Origin of the sequence: Schaalia sp. (assembly GCF_050312375.1) — a bacterium.
In the GTDB taxonomy this organism is placed as follows: Bacteria; Actinomycetota; Actinomycetes; order Actinomycetales; family Actinomycetaceae; genus Pauljensenia; species Pauljensenia hyovaginalis.
On the sequence record NZ_JBNOYB010000005.1, the window covers coordinates 1 to 20,894 of the forward strand.

Genomic DNA, 20,894 nt, shown 5'->3' on the forward strand with positions numbered 1-20,894 from the left:
CACCCGGGTCAGATCAGGCGGAAAGCGCCTCGACTTCGACAAGGTCCTCGAAGGGGTCGATGAGGCTCAGGCCTCCTCGCCGCCCTCGGCCTCGTCGGCGGAGGCCTCTTCGGCCTCCCCGTCCTCGGCCGGGACGTCACCGAAGAAGGGGGCGAGGTCGATGACCGCGCCGGCCTCATCCTTGACGGTCACCTTGCGCAGCGCCTCGATGAGCGCCTTCGCGCGTCCGAGGTCGGCGACGACCGAGGCCATCTGCTGGCTGGAGGAGAAGAGCTTGTTGATGTCGAGGCCGAAGTTCTGCGACATCTGGATCGCGTAGTCGATGAGCTCCTGCTGGGAGACCTGGACCTCGAACTTCTTGGCGATCTCCTCGGAGAGCAGCTCGGTGCGCAGCTCCTTCTCGATGGCCTCGCGGGCCTCCTTCTTCTCCTTGGGCTTGGCGTCCTCGGCGACGCGGTGCGAGACCTCGTGCTCGACGACGCCCTCGGGCAGGAGGATCTCGACCTCGTCGAGGAGGTGCTCGACGAGGCGATCGCGCGCCTGGAGGGCCTGCTGCGAGGTCTTCGTCTGGCCGGCCTGGGTGCGCAGATCCTCCATGAGCTCGTCGATCGTGTCGAACTCGGACACCATCTGGGCGAAGTCGTCGTCAGCGGCGGGCAGCTCACGGGTCTTGACGTTCTTCACCGTGATGGTGACCTCGGCCTCTTCGCCCTCGTGCTCGCCGCCCTTGAGGGTGGAGGTGAAGGTGACGACCTCGTCGGCCTTCGTGCCGCGCAGCGCCTTGTCCTGGCCGTCGAGCATGTTGCCCGAGCCGATCTCGTAGGACACGTCGGAGACGGAGTCGATCTCTTCGCCGTCGATCGTGGCGACCATGTCGATGGTCGCGAAATCGCCGGTCTTCGCCTTGCGGGTGATGGTCTTGAGGGTCGCGAAGCGGCCGCGCAGCTCGTCGAGCTCGGCCTGGACGTCCTCATCGGTCACTTCGGCGGTATCGACGGTGATGACGGTCGAGTCGTCGAACTCGGGGAGCTCGAAGGGCGGGACGATGTCGACGTCGGCGGTGAAGACCAGCCGACCGCCCTGGGCGCCGGTCGTGTTCGGGATCTCGGTGACCTCGACCTCGGGCTGGGCGAGCGGGCGGAGCGAGTGCTCGGCGACGGCATCGGAGTAGTGGCCGGGCAGGACCTCATTGACGACCTGCTCGATGACGGCGGCGCGGCCGAAGCGCTGGTCGATGATGCGCGGCGGCACGTGGCCCTTGCGGAAACCGGGGATGGAAACCTGGGACGCGATGTCCTTGTAGGCCTTCTCCATCTCCGAGGCCATCTCCTCGTAGGCGACCTCGACGGTCAGGCGGGCCTTCGTGGGCTCGAGGGTCTCAACGGTGCTCTTCACGTGCGTGCACTCCAAAACGTCTTCGATTGAGGGGCGCCCTGGAAACGGGCGCATGACAACTCGCCCAGTCTACGCCAGGCGTCTCGCGGTGTCGTCGTCCGGGGGCGTCCGCAGTCCAAATGCAGCCGATTCCACTCGAAGGCCCGCGATATGCGGGACGATTCGCGCCGCAGGGGCGCATTCCTCGACGCGCAGGAGTGAGGCGGGGCACACTGGTGGCATGGGAGCAACGACCCTGACCCTTCTCGGCGGCGCCGGCACGGTCACCGGCTCGAAGTACCTCGTCGAGATCGACACCCCCGATGGCCCTCGCCGCCTCCTCGTCGATGCGGGAATGTTCCAGGGCGTCAAGCGCCTCCGCCTCCTCAACTGGTCGGACTTCCCGGTCCCGCCCGCCTCGATCACCGACGTCCTGCTCACCCACGCGCATATGGACCACACCGGCTATCTGCCGCGCCTGGTGAGGAATGGCTTCTCGGGGGCGATTTGGGGGACGGACGCGACCCTCGCGCTCGCCGAGATCGTCCTGCGCGACTCGGCCCATCTCCAGGAGCGCGACGCGGAGTACGCGAATGCGCACGGATTCTCGCGTCATGAGAGGGCCCAGCCCCTGTACCGGATCGGCGACGTGGAGCGCACCCTGCCCCTGTTCCGCTCGGTCGAGTTCGACCGTCCGCTCGATCTCGGCGACGGTCTGGAGGCCCGATGGACGAGGGCGGGGCATATTCTCGGATCCGGGTCGATCCGTCTGGCCACCCCCGACGGGTCCATCCTCTTCTCCGGCGACCTCGGGCGTTCGACGCACCCCGTGCTGCGCAGCCGTGAGATCCCCGAGGGCGCCGACCTCGTCCTCGTCGAGTCGACCTACGGCGACCGCGAGCACCCCGAGCCCGAGGGCCCTGCGCACGAGGTCTTCGCCGAGGCGATCCGCTCGGCCGTTGAGGCGGGAGGATCGGTCCTCGTCCCGGCTTTCGCCGTGGACCGGACCGAAGTCGTCCTCTTGGCGCTCGACGGGATGAGCGCCGAGGGGCGGATCCCGCGGGTGCCCGTTTTCGTCGATTCCCCGATGGCGCTCGCATCACTGGAGATCTATCGGGCTCGTTCGCAGGCGGAGGAGCTGAGCGAAGGCGCACGGGGATTGCGCCTGCCCCACCTCGAGCTCCACGAATTGCGCAGCGTCGACGAATCGAAGAGCCTCAACGCCCTCGCCCGCCCGTCGATCATCATTTCGGCCTCGGGGATGGCGACCGGCGGCCGCGTTCTTCATCATCTGGCCCGGATGCTCCCCGATGAGCGCAACTGCGTCGTCCTCACGGGGTACCAAGCAGCCGGGACTCGAGGCCGTTCCCTGGCCGAGGGAGCCCCCTGCGTGAAGATGCTCGGCACCGAGGTCGCCGTGCGCGCCCGGATCGTCAAGGACGAGGAATTCTCCGTGCATGCGGATGCATCAGAACTGCTCGATTGGGTCGGGGCCCTGCGCCCTCGGCCGCAGAAGGTGCTGACGGTCCACGGCGAGAAGGAGTCCGCCGAGGCCCTCGCACTGCGTCTGACGCAGGAACTCGACCTGGATGCTCAGCCGAGCTCGGCCGGGCAGATCATCCCGCTCCCCTTGGGACAGGCGCGTCGTCCTCGGCGGTGATGAAACGACTCCGCCCTCGCACCACCTGCGCGAGGCGCGCGCGGGGGACATCGGCGACCTCCCGCACCGCGTGAAGGAACTCGGCGTGCGCAAGATGCGCCTCGTCCTCGTCCTCAGCGGTGAAGCGCAAGGTGACGCGCGCCTGTCCGGCCTCGATCCCGATGTCGAAGGATTCCAGACGCCGCACCCGCCGCGCCGCGGTCTCGACTTCCTGCGGAGCGCGGCCGGGGTGGAGCGTCGAGACCGTGAGGATCGTCCGGAAGGAGGGCATGGGGGAAGCGTAGGCGATCGCGAGCGGGCCGGCGCGCCCCGCACCGCACAAAAGGGGGAGGAAGCGCGCCGAAGTCCACCCCTTGGGGTCTTCAGACGAGCATCGGGTTCGATGATCCTTGTACTCGCAATCCGACTCGACGAGAGGAGCCTCACATGAGCATGAACACTCCCCCGCAAGCACCCCAGGCGCCGCAGAGCTCTCAGGCGAAGTCCCGGATGGTCGCCGCCATTCTGACCTTCTTCCTCGGGCAGATCGGCGTCGGCGACTTCTACCTCGGCTACATCCCCCAGGCGATCACGAAGATCGGCCTGACCGTCGTCGCCTACGGCTCCGCATGGTGGTCCTCCGCCTTGGCAGTCAAGGCGCTGGAAACCGGCTCCGGAAGCTGGGCGATCGGCGTGCTCATCGCGCTTTCGGTGATCGCGTTCATCGCGCTGGGCATCCTCATCCTCATCGCGTTCATCCAGATCCTCACGAGGAAGGGCCGTTACGCGACCGATGCGCAGGGGGTCCCGCTCGTCTGAGGGCCGCGGCCGCGAGGGCGCGGGCCCGATGTCCGGCGCGCCCAATGGCTAGCGCAATGGCTAGCACAGCGACGAAATGAGGGCGGAACGAAGAACGGCCCCGCACCGTGTTTCCTCAGGTGCGGAGCCGTTCTTCTTTCGGAGCGGACGACGGGAATCGAACCCGCGTGATCTGCTTGGAAGGCAGAGGCTCTACCATTGAGCTACGTCCGCGTCGCACTCGAAAGCGCGCAGGAACGATAGTAGCGGCAAGCGGTGCCGATTGCGAATCCACCTCCGTTGACCAGTATGATTCCCTCGTCGGCGACCCCGACGCCGGGGTGTGGCGCAGCTTGGTAGCGCGCCTGCTTTGGGAGCAGGATGTCGCAGGTTCAAATCCTGTCACCCCGACCACGAAAAAACGGCCTGATTGCAACGAAAAGTCGCAATCAGGCCGTTCTTCGCCTCCCTCAATAAGGAGCCCTGCACCCGGCGCAATACCCGATTGGACAGCGCGATCACATGCGCAGAAAACAGAGGGCCGCCGTTTCGGATGGGGCCGCTGAACGGTGCTTCTCAGGCGAAGACGTCCTCGATCCGGGCGCAGAGCTCCGGGGTGAGGCGGTCGAGGACTTCGAGCGCGCCGAGGTTCTCCTCGAGCTGGGTGACCGAGGAGGCGCCGAGGATCACGGAGGACACCTTCGGGTTCGATGCGGTCCAGGCGAGCGCCAGCTTCGCGGGGCTCGTCTCGACCTCCCGTGCGATTGCGACGAAGGCGCGGACCTTCTCGATGAGAGCGGCATCGCTCGCCTGCTCGGTGATGAAGCCGTAGCCGGAGAGCGAGGCGCGCGAGCCCTCGGGGATTCCGTCGACGTACTTGCCGGTGAGGATGCCGGAGGCGAGCGGGCTCCACGTGGTCAGGCCGATGCCGAGGTCCTCGTAGAGGCGGGCGTACTCGACTTCGACGCGGGCGCGGTGGATGAGGTTGTACTGGGGCTGTTCGACGACGGGCTTGCGGAGGTTGCGCTTATCGGCGATCTCCCAGGCCGCCCGGATCTCCTCGGCGCTCCATTCCGAGGTCCCCCAGTACAGGGCCTTGCCGGAGGCGACGATGTCGCTCATCGCGTACACGGTCTCCTCGATCGGGGTCTCGGGGTCGGGGCGGTGGCAGTAGAGGAGGTCGACGAAGTCGAGGCCGAGGCGTTCGAGCGAGGCGTCGATGGCCTGCATGAGGTACTTGCGGTTGAGGGTGTTCTTCATGTTGACGACGCCCTCGTGGATGCCCCAGAAGAGCTTCGTCGAGATGACGTACTCGTGCCGTTTCCAGCCGAGGTCGCGGATCGCCCGGCCCATGATCGTCTCCGACTGGCCGTCGGAGTACACCTCGGCGTTGTCGAAGAAGTTGACGCCGGCCTCGAAGGCGGCGGCCATCTGCTCCTTGGCGAGTCCGGTGTCGACCTGGCGGCCGAAGGTCACCCAGGAGCCGAAGCCGAACTGGGAGACTTTGAGGCCGGCGGTGCCGAGTCGCTTGTAGCGCATGGGGAACGATGAATTTGTCATGTTCCGATCCTAATTGCTTCGCCCCGTCGGGGCCAGAGGATCACGCGAATCAATGCGCGGCTTCGACGCCCGCCTGCGAACGGGCCTCGGCCGCGGCGTCCTCCGTCGGCCGCATCGCGAGATAAGCGGCCGCGACGAAAAGCGCCCCGCCGACGATGTTGCCCGCGCCGACCAAGGCGAGGTTACGGGCCATCGCGCCCAGGGTCGCGCCCTCGACGCCGTGCATGATCCCGAGGGAGAAGGTCGTCATGTTCGCCACGACGTGCTCGAACCCCGAGCCGACGAAGGCCGCCAGGCACCAGGCCATCGCGATGATCTTCGTCATCTCGTTCGAGGAGCGCGTCACGATCCAGATGGCCAGGCACACGAGGATGTTGCACAGGATCCCGCGGAAGAACAGCTCCCCCGCGCCGTAATGCCCCTTGCCCTCGATCATGAGGGCGAGCATCCGCCCGGCCCCGGTCCCCTCCTTCGCAATGCCCGATCCGAAGACGAGGCCCGCGAAGACGATGGAGCCCACCAGGTTGCCGCCGAGCATCGCGAAGAGGACGCCTGCGCCCTTGACCCAGGTGATCGTCTTCTTCGCCGCGCCGATGGTGAAGGTCATCATGGCGCTCGTCGCCAGCTCTCCCCCGGCGAAGACGCAGAGGATCAGACCGATCCCGAAGACCGTCCCGCCGATGAGCGGCGCCCAGGGGCTGTGCTCCGCCTTCAGGGGGCCCGCCGCCGTCATCATGAAGACGTCGGCGATGCCGATGTAGGCCCCGCCGAGCATCGAGGACACGAGGAAGGCCCAGGGCTTGGCCGCGCCGCCCGTCCGGGTCACTGCGTAGACGGATTGATAGTCGAGATTCTCGCTGATGGTGAGCATGGTGAAATCTTCACCGATGCGCCCCGCAGCGCTCCACTCGCGTTGTCTTCCTCACGTCCCGGAGGGCCGCGCGCCCTGTCAACATCCCTTCACAAGGGCGGGAGCGCAGACAACGGCGGTACAAGCCCTTAACGGCCCGGGTCCTCTAAGGATTCACCGTGGAGCTCGCCGCCTTCGAGTGCGAGGGCCAGGTGATGCCCCGTCAGGGAACGGGAACAGGATGCGAGATCTGCGGGCCGCCCCTCGAAGACGATCCGACCGCCCTGCGTCCCCGCTCCCGGACCGAGGTCGATCACCCAATCGGCCCGGGCGATGACGGCCGGATCGTGTTCGACCAGGATCACGGAGCGCCCCTCATCGACGATCCGATCGAAGACGTCGACGAGGGCGTCGACATCGGCCGGGTGCAGGCCCGTCGTCGGCTCATCGAGAACGAGGATCGGCGCATCCGAGCCGAGGGCGACGGCGAGCTTGAGGCGCTGGCGCTCACCGCCCGACAGCGTGGAGAGTGGCTGGCCGATGCCCAGGTACCCGAGGCCGACCGCGGCGATGCCCTCCGCGAGCTTCGCGGCCGCAGCGACCCTCGATTCCTTGCGCGCGAAGAACTCCGCGGCCCGGGCGGCCGACAGGTCGAGGACGTCGGCGATCGACAGACCGCCGAGACGATATTCGAGGACCGCGGCGTCGAAGCGGCGCCCCTGACAGGCGTCGCAGGTCGCTGACACGGATTCCATGAAGCCGAGCTCCGTGGTGATGACGCCCAGGCCCTTGCACTGCGGGCACGCGCCCTCGGAATTCGCGGAGAACAGGGCGGGCTTGACACCGTGCGCCTTGGCGAAGGCCTTGCGGATCGGCTCGAGCATCCCCGTCCACGTCGCCGCATTCGAGCGCGCCGAGCCCTTGATCGCCTCCTGGGTGATGACCGTGGCATCAGCACCCTTGGGCAGGGAGCCGGGGATCAGCGAGGACTTGCCCGAGCCCGCGACCCCGGTGACGGCGACGAGCACCCCCAGGGGCACATCGACGCTGACTCCGTCCAGGTTGTGCGTGCGCGCCCCCTCGATCCGCAGTGCGCCTCCGGGCTCGCGCAGCGCCGCAGCCCCTTTCAGGCGCGCGGGCACCGCGAGGTGGGCACCGGTCTTCGTCCCCGACGCCGCCAATCCCGCGACATCGCCCTCGTAGACCACCCGCCCGCCCGAAGCGCCCGCGCCCGGTCCCATGTCGACGACGTGATCCGCGATCGCGATGGTGGCCGGGTCGTGCTCGATGATGAGGACCGTGTTCCCCTGATCGCGCAGCCCCTTGAGCAGAGTGTTCATCCGCGCGACGTCATGGGGATGAAGGCCGGTGGTCGGCTCGTCGAAGACGTAGGTGAGGTCGGACAGGGACGAGCCCATCTGGCGGACGAGTCGGACACGCTGGGATTCCCCGCCGGACAGGGACCCGGTCGAGCGCGAGAGGCTGAGATAGCCGAGCCCGATCGTCACCATCGCGTCCAGGGCCGTGGAGAGGCGCGCGAGGAGCGGGCCGGCCTCGGGGATGTCGAGCGAAGCGACCCAGCTCGCGAGGTCGCTCACCTGCATCGCCGAGGCGTCCGCGATGGACATCCCCCCGATTCTCGAGGTGCGCGCCCCCTCGGACAAGCGGGTCCCCGCGCACTCGGGGCAGGTCTGGAAGGTCGCGAGCCGATCGACGAAGGCCCGCATGTGCGGCTGCAAGGACTCCGGATCCTTCGACAGGAGTGACTGACGGACCCTGGGGACCAGGCCCATGTAGGTCATATTGATCTCGGCGACGCGGACCTTCTTGCCCTCGGCGTAGAGGAAATCCTCGAGCTGGCGCTTCGTGAAGCCCGCGATCGGCCGGTCCGCGGGGAACAGGCCCGATTCCGCGTACTGACGGACCGACCAGCCGCCGACCTTGAAACCCGGGATGAGGATCGCGCCCTCGTCGATCGACAGCGTCTCGTCGTACAGGGCCGCAAGATCGATATCGGAGACCGAGCCGCGTCCTTCGCACCTCGGGCACATCCCTCCCGTGATCGAGAAGGACGCGCGGCTCACGACTTCGCGCCCGCCCTTGACCTCTTTGATCGCGCCCGCGCCCGACACCGAGGGGACGTTGAAGGAATAGGCCTTGGGTCCGCCGATCCTCGGCTCGGCGACCCGTGAGAAGAGGACGCGGAGCATCGCATCGACATCGGTCGCCGTTCCGACGGTCGAACGCGGGTTGGCGCCCATCGGCTCCTGGTCGAGCTCGATCGTCGCAGTGATGCCCGTGAGCGAGTCGACGTCCGGGCTGGGCGGCGTGTCGAGCATCCCCTGGATGAAGGCCGTGTGGGTCGCGTTGAGCTGGCGGGTCGCTTCGGCCGCGATCGTGTCGTGCACGAGCGAGGACTTGCCCGAGCCGGACACCCCGGTGAAGACGGTGAGCCCGTGCTTGGGGATGTCGAGGTCGACGCTCTTGAGGTTGTTCTCGCGGGCGCCGCGCACGCGGATGAAGCCCGATCCGACCGTGTCAGTCATGTGGAATATTCAAGCACGAGGGCGGGGCCGCGCCGACGGCGCGGATGGCGCGAAAAGGGTGAGAAAAACCCCGAAGCTCATCGCTTCGGGGATCTCGGGGTGGCTGACGGGACTCGAACCCGCGACGTCCTGGACCACAACCAGGTGCTCTACCAACTGAACTACAGCCACCATCATTGCGCGTTGCGCAACGAAGGGAACTGTAGCAAAGATCAGGCGCGGGAGAAAATCGTCGGCGCGCTTCCTGCGGTGGCGCGCGCCACCTTCCGGGCGCGGTCGAACGCCACGGCGATCAGGCCCAGCCGAGTTCGTGCAATTCCTCGTCGTCGATCCCGAAGTAGTGGGCGACCTCGTGGAAGACGGTGGTCCTCACCTCCTCTGCGACCTCCTCCTCGGTCTCGCAGATCGCGAGGGTCGGATTGATGAAGATGAGGATCCTATCAGGCAGGACGCCCGCGTAGTCGCCGCGTTCGGTCAGGGCGACGCCGTCGTAGAGCCCGAGCAGATCGGGCTCCATGTCCTCGCCGGGCTCGTCCTCGACGATGAAGACGACGTTGTCGAGACGCGCCCAGAACTCCTCGGGGATCTCATCGAGGGCGTCGGCGACGAGTTCCTCGAAGTCCTCGCGGCTCATCTCAACGCTCATCGCGCCTCACCCGTCCTTCGAAGGCCCGCACGCGCGGAGCGGATCACCAGTGCGCGCGCACCGCGATCGCGTCGGCGAAGTTGCCGAGCGCATCCGGGGTCGCGCCGAGGTAAAGATCCGCATCCACCAGGGACACCTCCATGACGAGGAAGGAGCCCCTGCCGTCGGGGACGATGTCGACCCTGTTGAAGAGGAACTGCTCATCGCGGCCGAGGCGCTCGCGCACGTAGGCGTGGAGGACCTGGCGGATCTTCTCGCCCCACTGCCAGGCGACCGTATCGGCGGGTTCGGCCGTGACGACCGCTTCATGCATGGTCGCCTCGGTCACCGACGCCGGGTGGAGGACCGCGCGCTTCTCAACGGCGTGGGAGACGAGGCCGTTGAAGAACACGAGGGAGATCTCGCCGTGAGTGTCGATCTCCTCGACGTAGCGCTGGAGCATGACCGCGCGCCCCTCATCGAGGAGGTTCCTCACCTGGGTGATCGCGGCCTGGCGCTGCTGGGTCGACACGGTCGTGTACCGGCCGATGTCACGCACGCCGGAGGAGACCGCGGGCTTGACGATGAACTCGCCCGATGCGGGGAAGCGCGTGTGGATCTGATGCTTCGAGAGCTTCTGCTCCGGCTCCATCCAGATCGTCGGAATCGTCGGCAGCCCGCGCTTGGCGAGGGAGCGCAAGTAGGTCTTGTGCGAATTCCATTCGAGGATATCGGGGTGGTTCAAGATCCTGGGGACCCGCTTCGACCATTCGAGGAAGGCGTCGCGCTGGAGCGGGTAATCGGACACGGAACGCACGACCACCATTCCGGCCTGCGCCCAATCGACCTCCGGGTCGTTCCAGACCTTGATCTGCGGATCGCAGCCGCGCTCGGCGAGCGCATCGAGAATCCCCTCCTCACCGCGGTACAGGTGCGGCATTGCGGATGAGGTTACGAGGGTGACCTTCGGCTTCATCGTCATGAGGAACACGATACCGCGATCGGAGCGGGCATGGGCCCTCCGGCCCATGCCCGCAAGCCCTCAGCGAAGACCGGGGGGCCGCAGCAGCGCCTCCTCGAGGAGGACGTCGATGAGCCTCGTGTAGTCCAGGCCCGCTGCGCCCCACATCTGCGGGAACATCGAAACCGGCGTGAACCCCGGCAGGGTATTGACCTCGTTGATGATGATCCGGGACGAATCCTCGTCATAGAAGAAGTCGACTCTGGCCAGGCCCTCGCACTCCAGAGCCTCGAAGGCCTTCGCGGCCGTCTCCCGGATCGCCGCCTCGTGCTCGGGCCGCACCCTGGCGGGGCACACCAGACCGATCGCCTCGGTGTCGACGTACTTGAGCTCGTAATCGTAGAACTCGCCCTCGGGCAGCTCGATCTCCCCGAGCGGCGCAGTGCGAGGATACGAGGACGCCGAGCCGAGGACGCCGCACTCGATCTCACGCCCCGGGAGCATCGCCTCCACGATCACACGCGGATCATGGTTCTGCGCCTCCTTCATCGCGACCGCGAGTTCGGCCTCGTCCTCGACCTTGGAAATGCCGATCGACGAACCCGCGCGGCAGGGCTTGACGAACACCGGGTAGCCGAGGGCGCCGATCCGCTCGGTCACCGCCGCGGGGTCCTCCTCCCACTCCACGCGGGTCACGAGCTCCCACGAGCCCACATCGATGCCCGCCGCCGCCAGGACCGTCTTCGTGAGGTGCTTGTCCATGGAGATCGCGCTCGCGGTCACGCCGCAGCCGACATAGGGCACATTCGCCATTTCGAAGAGGCCCTGGATCGTGCCGTCCTCGCCGTAGGGGCCGTGCAGGAGCGGCAGAACGACGTCGACCCTCCCCAGATCCTCCACCTCGCGGACCCTCGCCTCGCCGCAAGCCGGATCGCCCTCGTAGGAGACGTTGAACAGCGCCCCGCCGGAGGCGAGGATGACGCGCGAATCGCCCGCAGTCACCGACTGGCCGTGACCATCGCGGAACTCGAGAGCGGAGGGATCGTCCGCGACGCGGACCCATTCGCCGTCGCGGGTGATGCCCACGGGAACGACATCCCATTTGCTTCGATCAATGGCCCTCAGGATCCCCGCCGTCGTCGCGCACGAAACCTCGTGCTCGCTCGAACGGCCACCGAAGACGATGAGGACGCGGCGCGTGGAAGTCGATGTCATGGGGAAAAGAGTAGACCCCTCGGGCGCGTCGGCCCGGCCTCGCGTCCCGCGCGCCCGCCCTCAGACCAGGTCGATCCTCCACCCGTCCCGCTTCTGTGGCCTGTCCAGGAGCATCCGCCCCATCTCCTCGATCGTCGCCCCGTCCCGGATCACCGACACCACCGCACCGGTGATCGGCATCTCCACGCCCAGCTCCTCGGCGACCTGGAGGATCGGTTCGGCCGAATGAGCGCCCTCGACGACGCCCGGCGAGAGGGAGAGCGCCTCGGCGACGCTCATCCCCGAGCCCACCCTGTGGCCGAAGGAGAAGTTGCGCGACAGGCGCGAGGAGCAGGTGGCCATGAGGTCGCCGATGCCGGCCAGTCCCGCGAAGGTCTCCGGATCGGCCCCCATCGCCGTGCCCAGGCGCGTCATCTCGGCCAAGCCGCGCGTCACGAGGGTCGCACGCGTGTTGTGCCCCAGCCCCATGCCCTCCGCCGCGCCGATCGCGACCGCGATGACGTTCTTCGTGGCGCCCGCGACCTCGCAGCCCACGACATCCGTCGAGACGTAGGGGCGGAAGTAGTCCGTCCGGCAGGCCTTCGCGATCGCGACCGCGAGCCCCTGGTCCCGCGACGCGACGACCGTCGCAGTCGGATTGTGCTCGGCGATTTCGCGCGAGAGGTTCGGCCCCGACAGGACCGCGATCCGCGCAGGATCCACGCCGGCCGCATCCGCGATGATCTCATCGACCCTCAACCGCGTCTCGAGCTCCAATCCCTTCGCCAAGGACAAGATGACCGCGCCCCCGTCGATGAATTCCCGGCAGGCCCCGAGAGTCGAACGGATGGCCCGCACCGGAACGGCGACGACGATGAGATCGGCGCCTTCGACCGTCTCCCGCAACGAGGTCGATGCGCTAATCACGTCCGACAGTTCGATCCCGGGCAGGTAGGTCGGATTCTCACCGGAGTTGATGAAGTCGCAGATCGCCTCCTTGCGGCCCCACATGCGCACGTGAAGGCGCGCATCGGCGAGAACCTGGGCGAAAGTCGTTCCCCAGGCCCCCGTTCCCAGGACCGCCGCGCGTGAGAAGGAACGTTCAGCACTCATATGTGAGAGCCTACTCGTAAGCGATGAGATCCACCCCACAAGGAGACCGAGATGTTCCACCTCCGGCGCAGCGCAGCGCTTCTCGCCCTCGTCCCCCTCGGACTCCTCACGGCATGCACAGCCTCCGGTGCGGATGCCCCCGACGCCCCCGCCCCCTCGGCCGCTCAATCCGCCCCGGAGGGGAAGGACGAGCCCCGGAGCATCGACAAGGGTCAGTCCGAGGCCTCCCCCTCGGACAAGGGGGCCTCGGGAACGGAGGACGCCGCTTCCCCGACCCCCATCAACGGCGATGCCTGGGTGAAGGCCCTCGATCCGCTCGAGCCCCGGACGACCGGCACCCCCATGGTCTTCACCGATCTGCGCGTCGGCGAGCACCCCTCCTTCTACCGGGTCGTCGTCGAATTCAGCGGCGAGGGACGCCCCGGCTACTACCAGAGCTGGCCGGACACCCCCGTCGAGCAGGGCCGAGGGCAGGCGCTCGGCGTCGCCGGATCGGCCTTCCTCGAATTCATGGTGAACGGCACCTCCATGCCCATCGGCGCCGATCTCGCAGGCTTGGAATACACGGGCCCCGACACCCTTGCGATCGGCCCCCTCGAAGTGCGCGAAGACGGCACCTTCGAAGACACCACGCACATCGTCATCGGAATGGACCGGGCGCGCGAGTTCCAAGTCGGCTTCTTGGACGATCCGGTGCGGATGGTCATCGACATCAAGAGGTAGACATCACGACGCAGGGCGTCCTCGCCGTCGCCGACGCCCCGTCACTCGCCGCGACGGCGCGCCCTCCGGGCCGCCTTCTTCTCCTTGCGGGCGCGCTCCTTGAGCTCGACCTCCCACCAAGGGCCGCTCCGAGTGCCCGCCTGCCAGATCGTTTCAGGAGCCGAAAGCCCGCGAAGCCCCTCCACACCGGCGCTCACCTCACGGTGCATCCGCGACACGGCCTGCGCAACCGCCTCGCGATCCTCCGATCCTGCCTGCGTCCTCAGGTCCGAAAGATCGAGAGCCGGACGGAAGGCGTAACGCACCCGGCGGCCCGGGCGCAGGTCGATACCGGGCTCGTAACGGTCCATGATGTCCTGCGGGCCCCACTGGGCGACGGGCACGATCGGCGCCCCCGTATCGAGGGCGAGCCGCGCGGCACCTGTCTTGAAGGACATGGGCCACATGTCCGGCTCCTGGGTGAGCGTGCCCTCGGGCATGATGACGATGACCTCCCCGCGGGCGAGCGCCTCCTTCGCCGCGTCCAAGGAACGCGCGGCATCGCCCTCGCGGTCGACGGGGATCAATCCCATCGCCGAGATGATGGAGCCGAAGACCGGCACCTCGAAGAGCGACTTCTTCGCGAGGAAGCGCACCGGCAGATCCCTCTTCATGAAGAACCAGCACACGCACAGCGGATCCACCTCGGACAGGTGGTTGAACACCAGGATGGCCGGACCGCGTTCGGGGATGTTCTCCTCCCCCGCGGCCTCGATGCGCACCCACGGCGTCATGATCGGGCGCAGGACCGCGCGCGCGAAGCGATACATGCCGTGCAATGAGGAGCTCATGGTTTCGGAGTCTAGCCGCGCCTTCAAAGGAGGACGTCAACGACGTGCGGCGCACGCCTCGTCGTGAAGGGCACCTCGGCGACACGATCGCCGTCGGCCATCGCGACCAGGCCGACCGGTTCAAGCACCTCGACGGTGTCGGCGTTCTCCACTGCGATCTGCGCGTGCCCGCGCGAGCGCCCCGCCACGACGGTGACGAGGGCGGAGACGGCGGTGCGCAGGGGAACCCTCCCGACGTGGCACACCTCCATGAGTCCGTCATGAAGATCGGACTGGGGAACCAGATGGATGCCGCCGCCGATCCTGCCCGAATTGGAGATCGACGCGAGCCAGCCGGTGAGATCCCGGTCCTCTCCGTCGATGCGCGCCTTGACCGGCACGGGCTTGAAGGAGGCGAGCGCAGCGAAGGCGCCGTAGCCGTAGGCGAGGGGTCCGCTCGTCAAGAAGGACTCGTTGGCCAGGACATTCGCCCGCGCATCGATTCCCATGGACACGACCCCGAGGACCAGGGTGCGCCCTTCGGCGCCCTCTTCGGTCACCCACATGCCGTCGAGCGGCTTCGTGCGCTGCGCGATCAGGAGATCCGTCTCGTCGGTCGAGAAGCCCAATTCCGCCAGGGAACGGGCCCTGACGAGAGGATCCGCTCCGATGCCCAGAGCCCGGCACAGGTCATTGCCCCGCCCGCCCGGGATCGGGGCGAACAGGGAGGCGGACTCGTGGCATCCTCGCGCGATCGCGGAGATGAAACCGTCCCCGCCGAGGCCGGCGATGACATCGGCCCGCGCCTGCCCCGCGAGCGCCGAAGGATCGTCGGACTGCGTCGTCAGCGTGACCGACACGCGCCAGCCGCCGGCGCGAAGCACGCGCACGACCGAGGGCCCGACCGACACGGAGCGCCCGCCCGCCGACATGGAGGAGACGAACAAGTGGATCGAACGCGCGCCCCTGCGCGCCGCGGGCGCCGAGGTCATGCGTCGACGTACTCGACCCGGGCGTCGAGCTGATGGAGTTTCGTGGTGAAGTGCTCGTAGCCGCGCGAGATGACGTCGATCCCCGACACGGTCGACGTGCCCTCCGCCGCCAGGGCGGCGATGAGGTGCGAGAAGCCGCCCCGGAGATCGGGGACTTCGATATCGGCGGCGCGCAGCAGAGTCGGCCCGGAGATGACTGCCGAGTGGAAGAAGTTCCTCTCGCCGAAACGGCACGGGGTGCCGCCGAGGCACTCGCGGTACACCTGGATGTTCGCCCCCATCTTCCGCAGCGCCTTCGTGAAGCCGAAGCGGTTCTCGTACACGGTCTCATGCACGATCGACAGGCCGCGAGCCTGGGTGAGCGCCACGACGAGCGGTTGCTGCCAGTCCGTCATGAAACCGGGATGCACCGCGGTTTCGAGGGCGATCGAACTGAGCTCGCCGCCCGGGTGGTAGAAGCGGATGCCGTCGTCCTCGATGTCGAAGGCGCCGCCGACCTTCCGGAAGGTGTTGAGGAAGGTCGTCATATCGGGCTGGTGGGCCCCCAGGACCCGGATGTCCCCGCCGGTCGCCAGTGCCGCGGCCCCCCACGAGGCCGCTTCGATCCTGTCGGGAAGGGCCGTATGACGATATCCGTGAAGGACGGGGACCCCCTCGATCCGGATCGTCCGATCCGTGTTCACCGAGATGATCGCGCCCATCTTCTGGAGCACGTTGATGAGATCCATGATCTCGGGCTCGACCGCCGCGCCCTTCAAGGTGGTGACGCCCTCGGCCATGACGGCGGTGAGCAGGGTCTGCTCGGTCGCCCCGACGGAGGGGAAGGGAAGGTCGATGACGGCGCCGTGAAGGCCCTCGCTCGGCTTCGTGATGTGGATGCCGTCGCTGCGCTTGTCGACGACTGCGCCGAAGCGGCGCAGGGTGTCGAGGTGGAAGTCGATCGGACGGCCGCCGATGTTGCATCCTCCGAGTTCGGGGATGAAAGCTTCGCCGATCTGGTGCAGGAGGGGACCGCAGAAGAGGATCGGGATCCTCGAAGCCCCGCCGAGGGAATCGATGTCCGTGCGCGATGCGACCGTCACGTTCCTCGGGTCCAAGGACATGACGCCGGTCCGTTGGTCGAACTCGACCGCAGCGCCGTGCAGGGACAAAAGATCGGAGACGACGTCGACGTCCCGGATCAGGGGGACGTTCGACAGCTGCGAAGGCCCATCACCCAGCAGGGAGGCGACCATGGCCTTGGGCACGAAGTTCTTCGCGCCCCTCACCGTGATGGTTCCCTGAAGCGGATGACCGCCTTCGACTCGAAGCACGGAGTGCATGGGGTGTGTCTCCTCGGTCGACTGTCGCGCTGGACGCGAAGGTACGGGCCGGTGGTCTCCCTGGCCCACTGGGCTCAACTGTAGGGCACAGCGCGCCGCCCTCGCGGAGCCAGGAGAGTCTTGTCCCCCACAGGCGAGAGCGGCGCGCCAGGTGCGGATCGCGAGGATTCAGCGAATCGACGGGGCGGGAAGCGCCACCGGACGGGCGGGCGCCACCTCTTCCTTCGGAAGGTGCTTCGCGGGCAGGGTCTTCGGCTTGAAGGAGGGCCGTTTCGCCTCGTACTGGGCGATGGCGCCCTCTTCGCGGAGAGTGAGCGCGATGTCGTCGAGGCCCTCCATGAGGGTCCAGCGGACGTAGTCGTCGATCTGGAAGGAGCAGGTCACCGGTCCGGCGCTCACGGTCTTCGTCTCGAGGCAGACCGTGACCTCGGTGCCCGGATCATTCTCGAGCACCTTCCACAGCTGCTCGCAGTCCTCCTGCGAGATGACGCCCGCGACGAGGCCCTGCTTGCCCGCGTTTCCGCGGAAGATGTCGGCGAACTTCGGGGCGAGGACGACGCGGAAGCCGTAATCCTTCAGCGCCCAGACGGCGTGCTCACGCGAGGAGCCGGTGCCGAAGTCGGGACCGGCGACGAGCACGGAGCCCGCGCGATAGGCGTCCTGGTTGAGGATGAATTCCGGATCATTGCGCCATGCGGCGAAGAGCGCGTCCTCGAAGCCCGTGCGCGTGATCCGCTTGAGGTAGACGGCGGGAATGATCTGGTCGGTGTCGACGTTCGAACGACGAAGCGGAACGCCGACGCCGGTGTGGGTCGTGAACTTCTCCATGATGTGCTCCTTTGTCGTCGTCTCAGAGATCGGCCGGGCTCGACAGCGTGCCGCGCACGGCGGTGGCAGCGGCGACGAGCGGGGACACGAGGTGCGTGCGCCCGCCCTTGCCCTGGCGGCCTTCGAAGTTCCGGTTCGAGGTCGAAGCGGAGCGCTCGCCCTCGGCGAGCTTGTCGGGGTTCATGGCCAGGCACATCGAGCAGCCCGCATTGCGCCATTCGGCGCCGAATTCTGTGAAGATCGCGTCAAGGCCCTCGGCCTCGGCCTGGATGCGCACGCGGGCCGAGCCGGGCACGACGAGCATCCGCACTGAGTCCGCCTTCTTGCGCCCCTTGACGACGGCCGCCGCCGCGCGCAGGTCCTCGATCCGTCCATTCGTGCAGGATCCGAGGAAGACGGTGTCGACCTTGATGTCGCGCATCGGGGTCCCGGCCTCGAGTCCCATGTACTCCAGGGCTCTTTCGGCGGCGAGGCGCTTCGTCTCGTCGGCGATGCTCTCGGGGTCGGGGACCGCCGCGGAGAGCGGGACGCCCTGCCCGGGATTGGTGCCCCAGGTGACGAAGGGCTCGATGTCGGCCGCTTCGAGGACCACCTCGGCGTCGAAGACGGCGTCCTCGTCGGAGCGCAGGGAGGTCCAGTACTCGACGGCGCGCTCCCATTCCTCGCCCTCGGGGGCGTGGGGGCGGCCCTTGATGTACTCGAAGGTCGTCTCATCGGGCGCGACCATTCCGGCGCGGGCGCCGGCCTCGATCGACATGTTGCAGATCGTCATGCGGCCCTCCATGGAGAGCTCGCGGATGGCCTGACCGCGGTATTCCAGGACGTAGCCCTGGCCGCCGCCCGTGCCGATCTTCGCGATGACCGCGAGGATGATGTCCTTCGCGCTCGAGCCCTCCGGCAGGGAGCCGTTGACGGTGATCGCCATCGTCTTGAAGGGGGCGAGCGGCAGGGTCTGGGTGGCGAGGACGTGCTCGACCTGGCTGGTGCCGATGCCGAAGGCGAGAGCGCCGAATGCCCCGTGGGTCGAGGTGTGCGAGTCGCCGCAGACGATCGTCATGCCGGGCTGGGTGAGACCGAGCTGCGGGCCGACGACGTGGACGATGCCCTGGTCGGCATCGCCGAGGGAGTGCAGGCGGATCCCGAACTCCTCGGCGTTGGAGCGGAGGGTCTGGATCTGGGTGCGGCTCGTCTCGTCGGCGATCGGCATGTCGATGTCGAGGGTCGGGGTGTTGTGATCCTCGGTCGCGATCGTGAGCTCCGGGCGGCGCACGCGCCGACCGGCGAGTCGAAGGCCCTCGAAGGCTTGGGGGCTCGTCACCTCGTGAACGAGGTGGAGGTCGATGTAGAGGAGGTCGGGAGCGCCGCCCTCGCCCTTCTTCACGATGTGGTCGCGCCACACCTTCTCGGCCATCGTGCCGGTCATGGTTCCTCCTTGCGATGCGAGGGCTGCGTCGCACCTGTCATGCCCTCTTCCACGACCATCGTCGATCGTTCCACAATGCGAGGACTTGCAGTCTCACTGAATGAGATGGCACACTTTTGAGGCATGGAGGACTCGACATCTAGCGGAGTCGGCGTATTGGACAAGGCGGCGCTGGTTCTCGGCGCCCTCGAGGCCGGTCCCGCCACCTTGGCCCAACTCGTCTCGACGACCGGTCTGGCTCGTCCCACCGCGCACCGCCTCGCGGTCGCCCTCGAGTATCACCGCATGGTCGCCCGCGACATGCAGGGCCGTTTCGTCCTCGGCCCCCGGCTTCAGGAGCTCGCATCGTCGGCCGGCGAGGACAGGCTCCTCGCCGCGTCGATGCCCGTCCTGCAGGCCCTTCGCGACCACACGAAGGAATCGTCCCAGCTCTTCCGCCGCCAGGGCGACTACCGCGTGTGCGTCGCCGCTTCGGAACGGGAGATGGGTCTTCGCGACTCGATCCCGGTCGGCGCCACCTTGTCGATGGCAGCGGGTTCCGCCGCGCAGGTCCTCCTCGCCTGGGAGGAGCCCGATCGTCTGCACCGGGGGCTTTACGGAGCCTCCTTCAATGCGACGATGCTCTCCCAGGTGCGTCGCCGCGGCTGGGCCCAATCCGTCGGCGAGCGCGAACCCGGCGTCGCCTCCGTGTCGGCCCCCGTCCGCGGCCCCTCGGGCCGCGTCCTCGCCGCTCTGTCGGTCTCCGGGCCGATCGAGCGCATGGGCCGTCAGCCCGGTCGCCAGCACGGCCCCTCGGTGGTCGCCGCCGCCAACCGCCTCTCGGATTTCCTGCGCAGCGTCGAGGACGTCGAGCTCTGAAGCGTCTCGGAATGACGCCTCGGGATGGGGCGGAACTCTCGGAGATGGACCCGTTCCACTCGGAGGCGGACCCGTTCCGCTCCGGGCTCGTTCGCGCTTGAGCGCCCTTGCTCTGCTCTGGGCGGCAACTCGGACAAGCCGTCTTGCAGCCTCGGCAACAACCCGCACACACCCCGCTCCAGGCGCGCCACCAACCCGAACACACCCCCCTTCCGACCTCGGCGACAACTCGGACGCACCCTGTTCCAAGCGTGACAACAACTCGGACAGAGCGGGTTGAGGTTCCGACCACATTCGCAGGTCAGCGCTTACGGCCGTTGCACACGGGGACGGCTCTGTCCGACTTGTTGCCAGCGGCGCGCAGCCCACTGTCCGACTTGTGACCGCCTGCCAGTAACCCACTGTCCGACTTGTTGCCAGCGGCGCGCAGCCCACTGTCCGACTTGTGACCGCCTGCCAGTAACCCACTGTCCGACTTGTCGCCAGCGGCCCGCAGCCCAGCGCCCCGCACACGCGCACACGCAAGAAGCGGAGGAACCCGATGGGCCCCTCCGCTTTTCTCGTACCCCCAACCGGATTTGAACCGGTGTTAACGCCGTGAGAGGGCGTCGTCCTAGGCCGCTAGACGATGGGGGCGTATGACTCGCGAACGAGTGTTTGTCGATCGCCGAAACGATCTCCGTACCCCCAACCGGATTTGAACCGGTGTTAACGCCGTGAGAGGGCGTCGTCCTAGGCCGCTAGACGATGGGGGCCTGATGAGCACAAGCAGCGCCTGTGATCGCTGGGGTACCAGGACTCGAACCTAGAATGGCTGAACCAGAATCAGCTGTGTTGCCAATTACACCATACCCCATTGGGCATCACCCTCGACTCCGTCGAGTCGCTGGCGACAAGAGAAGACATTAGCCGAGCAACATGCCCACTGACAAATCGAGACAGAGTGCTCCCGATCACGGCTTGGGCAGGAAGTCGACCCCAGAAGTGCCCAAGAGCGCCTCCCGAAGAGCGCCAACGCCCTCTTGGGCACTTTCGGGGTTCTCTGGACCCGCTCGCGGACGCGCCCAGGATCCTGAGTTCGCAAACGCGCCCGGAATTCACACACCCAGGAAGGGCTCACGTGCTCCCGGAAGGTTCAAGCGCCCTCGACGACGGCCCAAGAGGCACGAGGAGTCCGCCGTCCCCTCCGGAGACAGCACTCGCGAAGCGGGCGACCCCCAAAAACCCCCGGACAACACCCGCGAAGCGGGCGACCCCCAAAAACCCCCGGACAGCAGGT

General features: G+C 67.5%; 18 protein-coding genes and 6 tRNA genes. 5 read left to right on the forward strand and 19 right to left on the reverse strand.

Features of this window, described 5'->3' with window-relative positions; translation table 11 throughout:
* Positions 1-66: 66 nt before the first annotated feature.
* The gene (tig, locus tag ACQY7V_RS00300; RefSeq protein WP_326830760.1) at positions 67-1,395 is read right to left on the reverse strand and encodes a trigger factor; all 1,329 of its coding nucleotides are present in this window, start codon (positions 1,393-1,395) and stop codon (positions 67-69) included.
* Positions 1,396-1,615: 220 nt separating this feature from the next.
* On the opposite strand from tig, the gene ACQY7V_RS00305 reads away from it, so the two are divergent.
* Positions 1,616-3,034 carry an MBL fold metallo-hydrolase RNA specificity domain-containing protein gene (locus tag ACQY7V_RS00305; protein ID WP_428638393.1) on the forward strand — a complete coding sequence of 473 codons (1,419 nt, stop codon included), beginning with the start codon at positions 1,616-1,618 and terminating at the stop codon, positions 3,032-3,034.
* Here ACQY7V_RS00305 and ACQY7V_RS00310 read toward each other — a convergent pair.
* Positions 2,991-3,305 carry an FMN-dependent dehydrogenase gene (locus tag ACQY7V_RS00310; RefSeq protein WP_428638395.1) on the reverse strand — a complete coding sequence of 105 codons (315 nt, stop codon included), beginning with the start codon at positions 3,303-3,305 and terminating at the stop codon, positions 2,991-2,993. The two genes, ACQY7V_RS00305 and ACQY7V_RS00310, sit on opposite strands and share 44 nt — an antisense overlap.
* Positions 3,306-3,460: 155 nt before the next feature.
* Between ACQY7V_RS00310 and ACQY7V_RS00315 the strand changes: the two genes are divergently transcribed.
* Positions 3,461-3,832 carry an NINE protein gene (locus ACQY7V_RS00315; RefSeq protein ID WP_154477155.1) on the forward strand — a complete coding sequence of 124 codons (372 nt, stop codon included), beginning with the start codon at positions 3,461-3,463 and terminating at the stop codon, positions 3,830-3,832.
* A gap of 142 nt (positions 3,833-3,974) precedes the next feature.
* On the opposite strand, the gene ACQY7V_RS00320 is transcribed toward ACQY7V_RS00315, so the two are convergent.
* Positions 3,975-4,045 (reverse strand) — tRNA-Gly (locus ACQY7V_RS00320).
* Between the two features lie 103 nt (positions 4,046-4,148).
* On the opposite strand from ACQY7V_RS00320, the gene ACQY7V_RS00325 reads away from it, so the two are divergent.
* A tRNA-Pro gene (locus ACQY7V_RS00325) sits at positions 4,149-4,225 on the forward strand.
* Between the two features lie 162 nt (positions 4,226-4,387).
* Here the strand turns inward: ACQY7V_RS00325 and ACQY7V_RS00330 are convergent.
* From ACQY7V_RS00330 to ACQY7V_RS00365, 8 genes are all read right to left on the reverse strand, one after another.
* Positions 4,388-5,371 carry a potassium channel beta subunit family protein gene (locus ACQY7V_RS00330; RefSeq protein ID WP_428638396.1) on the reverse strand — a complete coding sequence of 328 codons (984 nt, stop codon included), beginning with the start codon at positions 5,369-5,371 and terminating at the stop codon, positions 4,388-4,390.
* Between the two features lie 49 nt (positions 5,372-5,420).
* Positions 5,421-6,242 (reverse strand): formate/nitrite transporter family protein, encoded by an 822-nt coding sequence (locus ACQY7V_RS00335; protein ID WP_154477153.1) that lies wholly within the window; start codon positions 6,240-6,242, stop codon positions 5,421-5,423.
* Positions 6,243-6,370: 128 nt separating this feature from the next.
* Entirely contained in the window at positions 6,371-8,767 is a 2,397-nt protein-coding gene (locus ACQY7V_RS00340) for an excinuclease ABC subunit UvrA (protein ID WP_320835767.1), read from the reverse strand.
* 98 nt (positions 8,768-8,865) lie between these two features.
* Positions 8,866-8,938 (reverse strand) — tRNA-His (locus ACQY7V_RS00345).
* Positions 8,939-9,059: 121 nt separating this feature from the next.
* Entirely contained in the window at positions 9,060-9,413 is a 354-nt protein-coding gene (locus ACQY7V_RS00350) for a metallopeptidase family protein (RefSeq protein WP_154477146.1), read from the reverse strand.
* A gap of 43 nt (positions 9,414-9,456) precedes the next feature.
* A complete protein-coding gene (locus ACQY7V_RS00355; RefSeq protein ID WP_154477144.1) occupies positions 9,457-10,374 on the reverse strand; it encodes an ATP-grasp domain-containing protein in 918 nt (305 codons plus the stop codon).
* A 60-nt stretch (positions 10,375-10,434) separates the two neighbouring features.
* Entirely contained in the window at positions 10,435-11,568 is a 1,134-nt protein-coding gene (locus tag ACQY7V_RS00360; RefSeq protein ID WP_320835766.1) for a D-alanine--D-alanine ligase family protein, read from the reverse strand.
* Positions 11,569-11,628: 60 nt separating this feature from the next.
* Entirely contained in the window at positions 11,629-12,660 is a 1,032-nt protein-coding gene (locus tag ACQY7V_RS00365) for an NAD(P)H-dependent glycerol-3-phosphate dehydrogenase (protein ID WP_320835765.1), read from the reverse strand.
* A 51-nt stretch (positions 12,661-12,711) separates the two neighbouring features.
* Here ACQY7V_RS00365 and ACQY7V_RS00370 point away from each other — a divergent pair, with 51 nt between their 5' ends.
* Positions 12,712-13,383, forward strand: coding sequence for an AMIN-like domain-containing (lipo)protein (locus ACQY7V_RS00370; protein ID WP_277298208.1), 672 nt, complete (start codon positions 12,712-12,714; stop codon positions 13,381-13,383).
* Positions 13,384-13,424: 41 nt separating this feature from the next.
* Here ACQY7V_RS00370 and ACQY7V_RS00375 read toward each other — a convergent pair whose 3' ends face one another.
* The 5 genes from ACQY7V_RS00375 to leuC form a co-directional block, all read right to left on the reverse strand.
* Positions 13,425-14,213, reverse strand: coding sequence for a lysophospholipid acyltransferase family protein (locus ACQY7V_RS00375; RefSeq protein WP_320835764.1), 789 nt, complete (start codon positions 14,211-14,213; stop codon positions 13,425-13,427).
* 23 nt (positions 14,214-14,236) lie between these two features.
* The gene (locus tag ACQY7V_RS00380; protein WP_320835763.1) at positions 14,237-15,184 is read right to left on the reverse strand and encodes a diacylglycerol/lipid kinase family protein; all 948 of its coding nucleotides are present in this window, start codon (positions 15,182-15,184) and stop codon (positions 14,237-14,239) included.
* Positions 15,181-16,506, reverse strand: a complete 1,326-nt coding sequence (gene murA, locus ACQY7V_RS00385; RefSeq protein WP_428638400.1) for a UDP-N-acetylglucosamine 1-carboxyvinyltransferase — start codon at positions 16,504-16,506, stop codon at positions 15,181-15,183. The genes ACQY7V_RS00380 and murA overlap by 4 nt, the downstream gene beginning before the upstream one ends.
* 168 nt (positions 16,507-16,674) lie before the next feature.
* Positions 16,675-17,334: a 3-isopropylmalate dehydratase small subunit gene (leuD, locus tag ACQY7V_RS00390; protein ID WP_321083242.1), complete on the reverse strand. Its 660-nt coding sequence runs from the start codon at positions 17,332-17,334 to the stop codon at positions 16,675-16,677.
* A 22-nt stretch (positions 17,335-17,356) separates the two neighbouring features.
* The gene (leuC, locus tag ACQY7V_RS00395; protein ID WP_154477127.1) at positions 17,357-18,757 is read right to left on the reverse strand and encodes a 3-isopropylmalate dehydratase large subunit; all 1,401 of its coding nucleotides are present in this window, start codon (positions 18,755-18,757) and stop codon (positions 17,357-17,359) included.
* Between the two features lie 123 nt (positions 18,758-18,880).
* Between leuC and ACQY7V_RS00400 the strand changes: the two genes are divergently transcribed.
* Positions 18,881-19,615, forward strand: a complete 735-nt coding sequence (locus ACQY7V_RS00400) for an IclR family transcriptional regulator (RefSeq protein ID WP_154477125.1) — start codon at positions 18,881-18,883, stop codon at positions 19,613-19,615.
* 563 nt (positions 19,616-20,178) lie between these two features.
* Here ACQY7V_RS00400 and ACQY7V_RS00405 read toward each other — a convergent pair.
* From ACQY7V_RS00405 to ACQY7V_RS00415, 3 genes are all read right to left on the reverse strand, one after another.
* A tRNA-Glu gene (locus ACQY7V_RS00405) sits at positions 20,179-20,251 on the reverse strand.
* A 46-nt stretch (positions 20,252-20,297) separates the two neighbouring features.
* Positions 20,298-20,370: transfer RNA gene (locus ACQY7V_RS00410), tRNA-Glu, on the reverse strand.
* Between the two features lie 29 nt (positions 20,371-20,399).
* Positions 20,400-20,471: transfer RNA gene (locus ACQY7V_RS00415), tRNA-Gln, on the reverse strand.
* Positions 20,472-20,894: the final 423 nt, after the last annotated feature.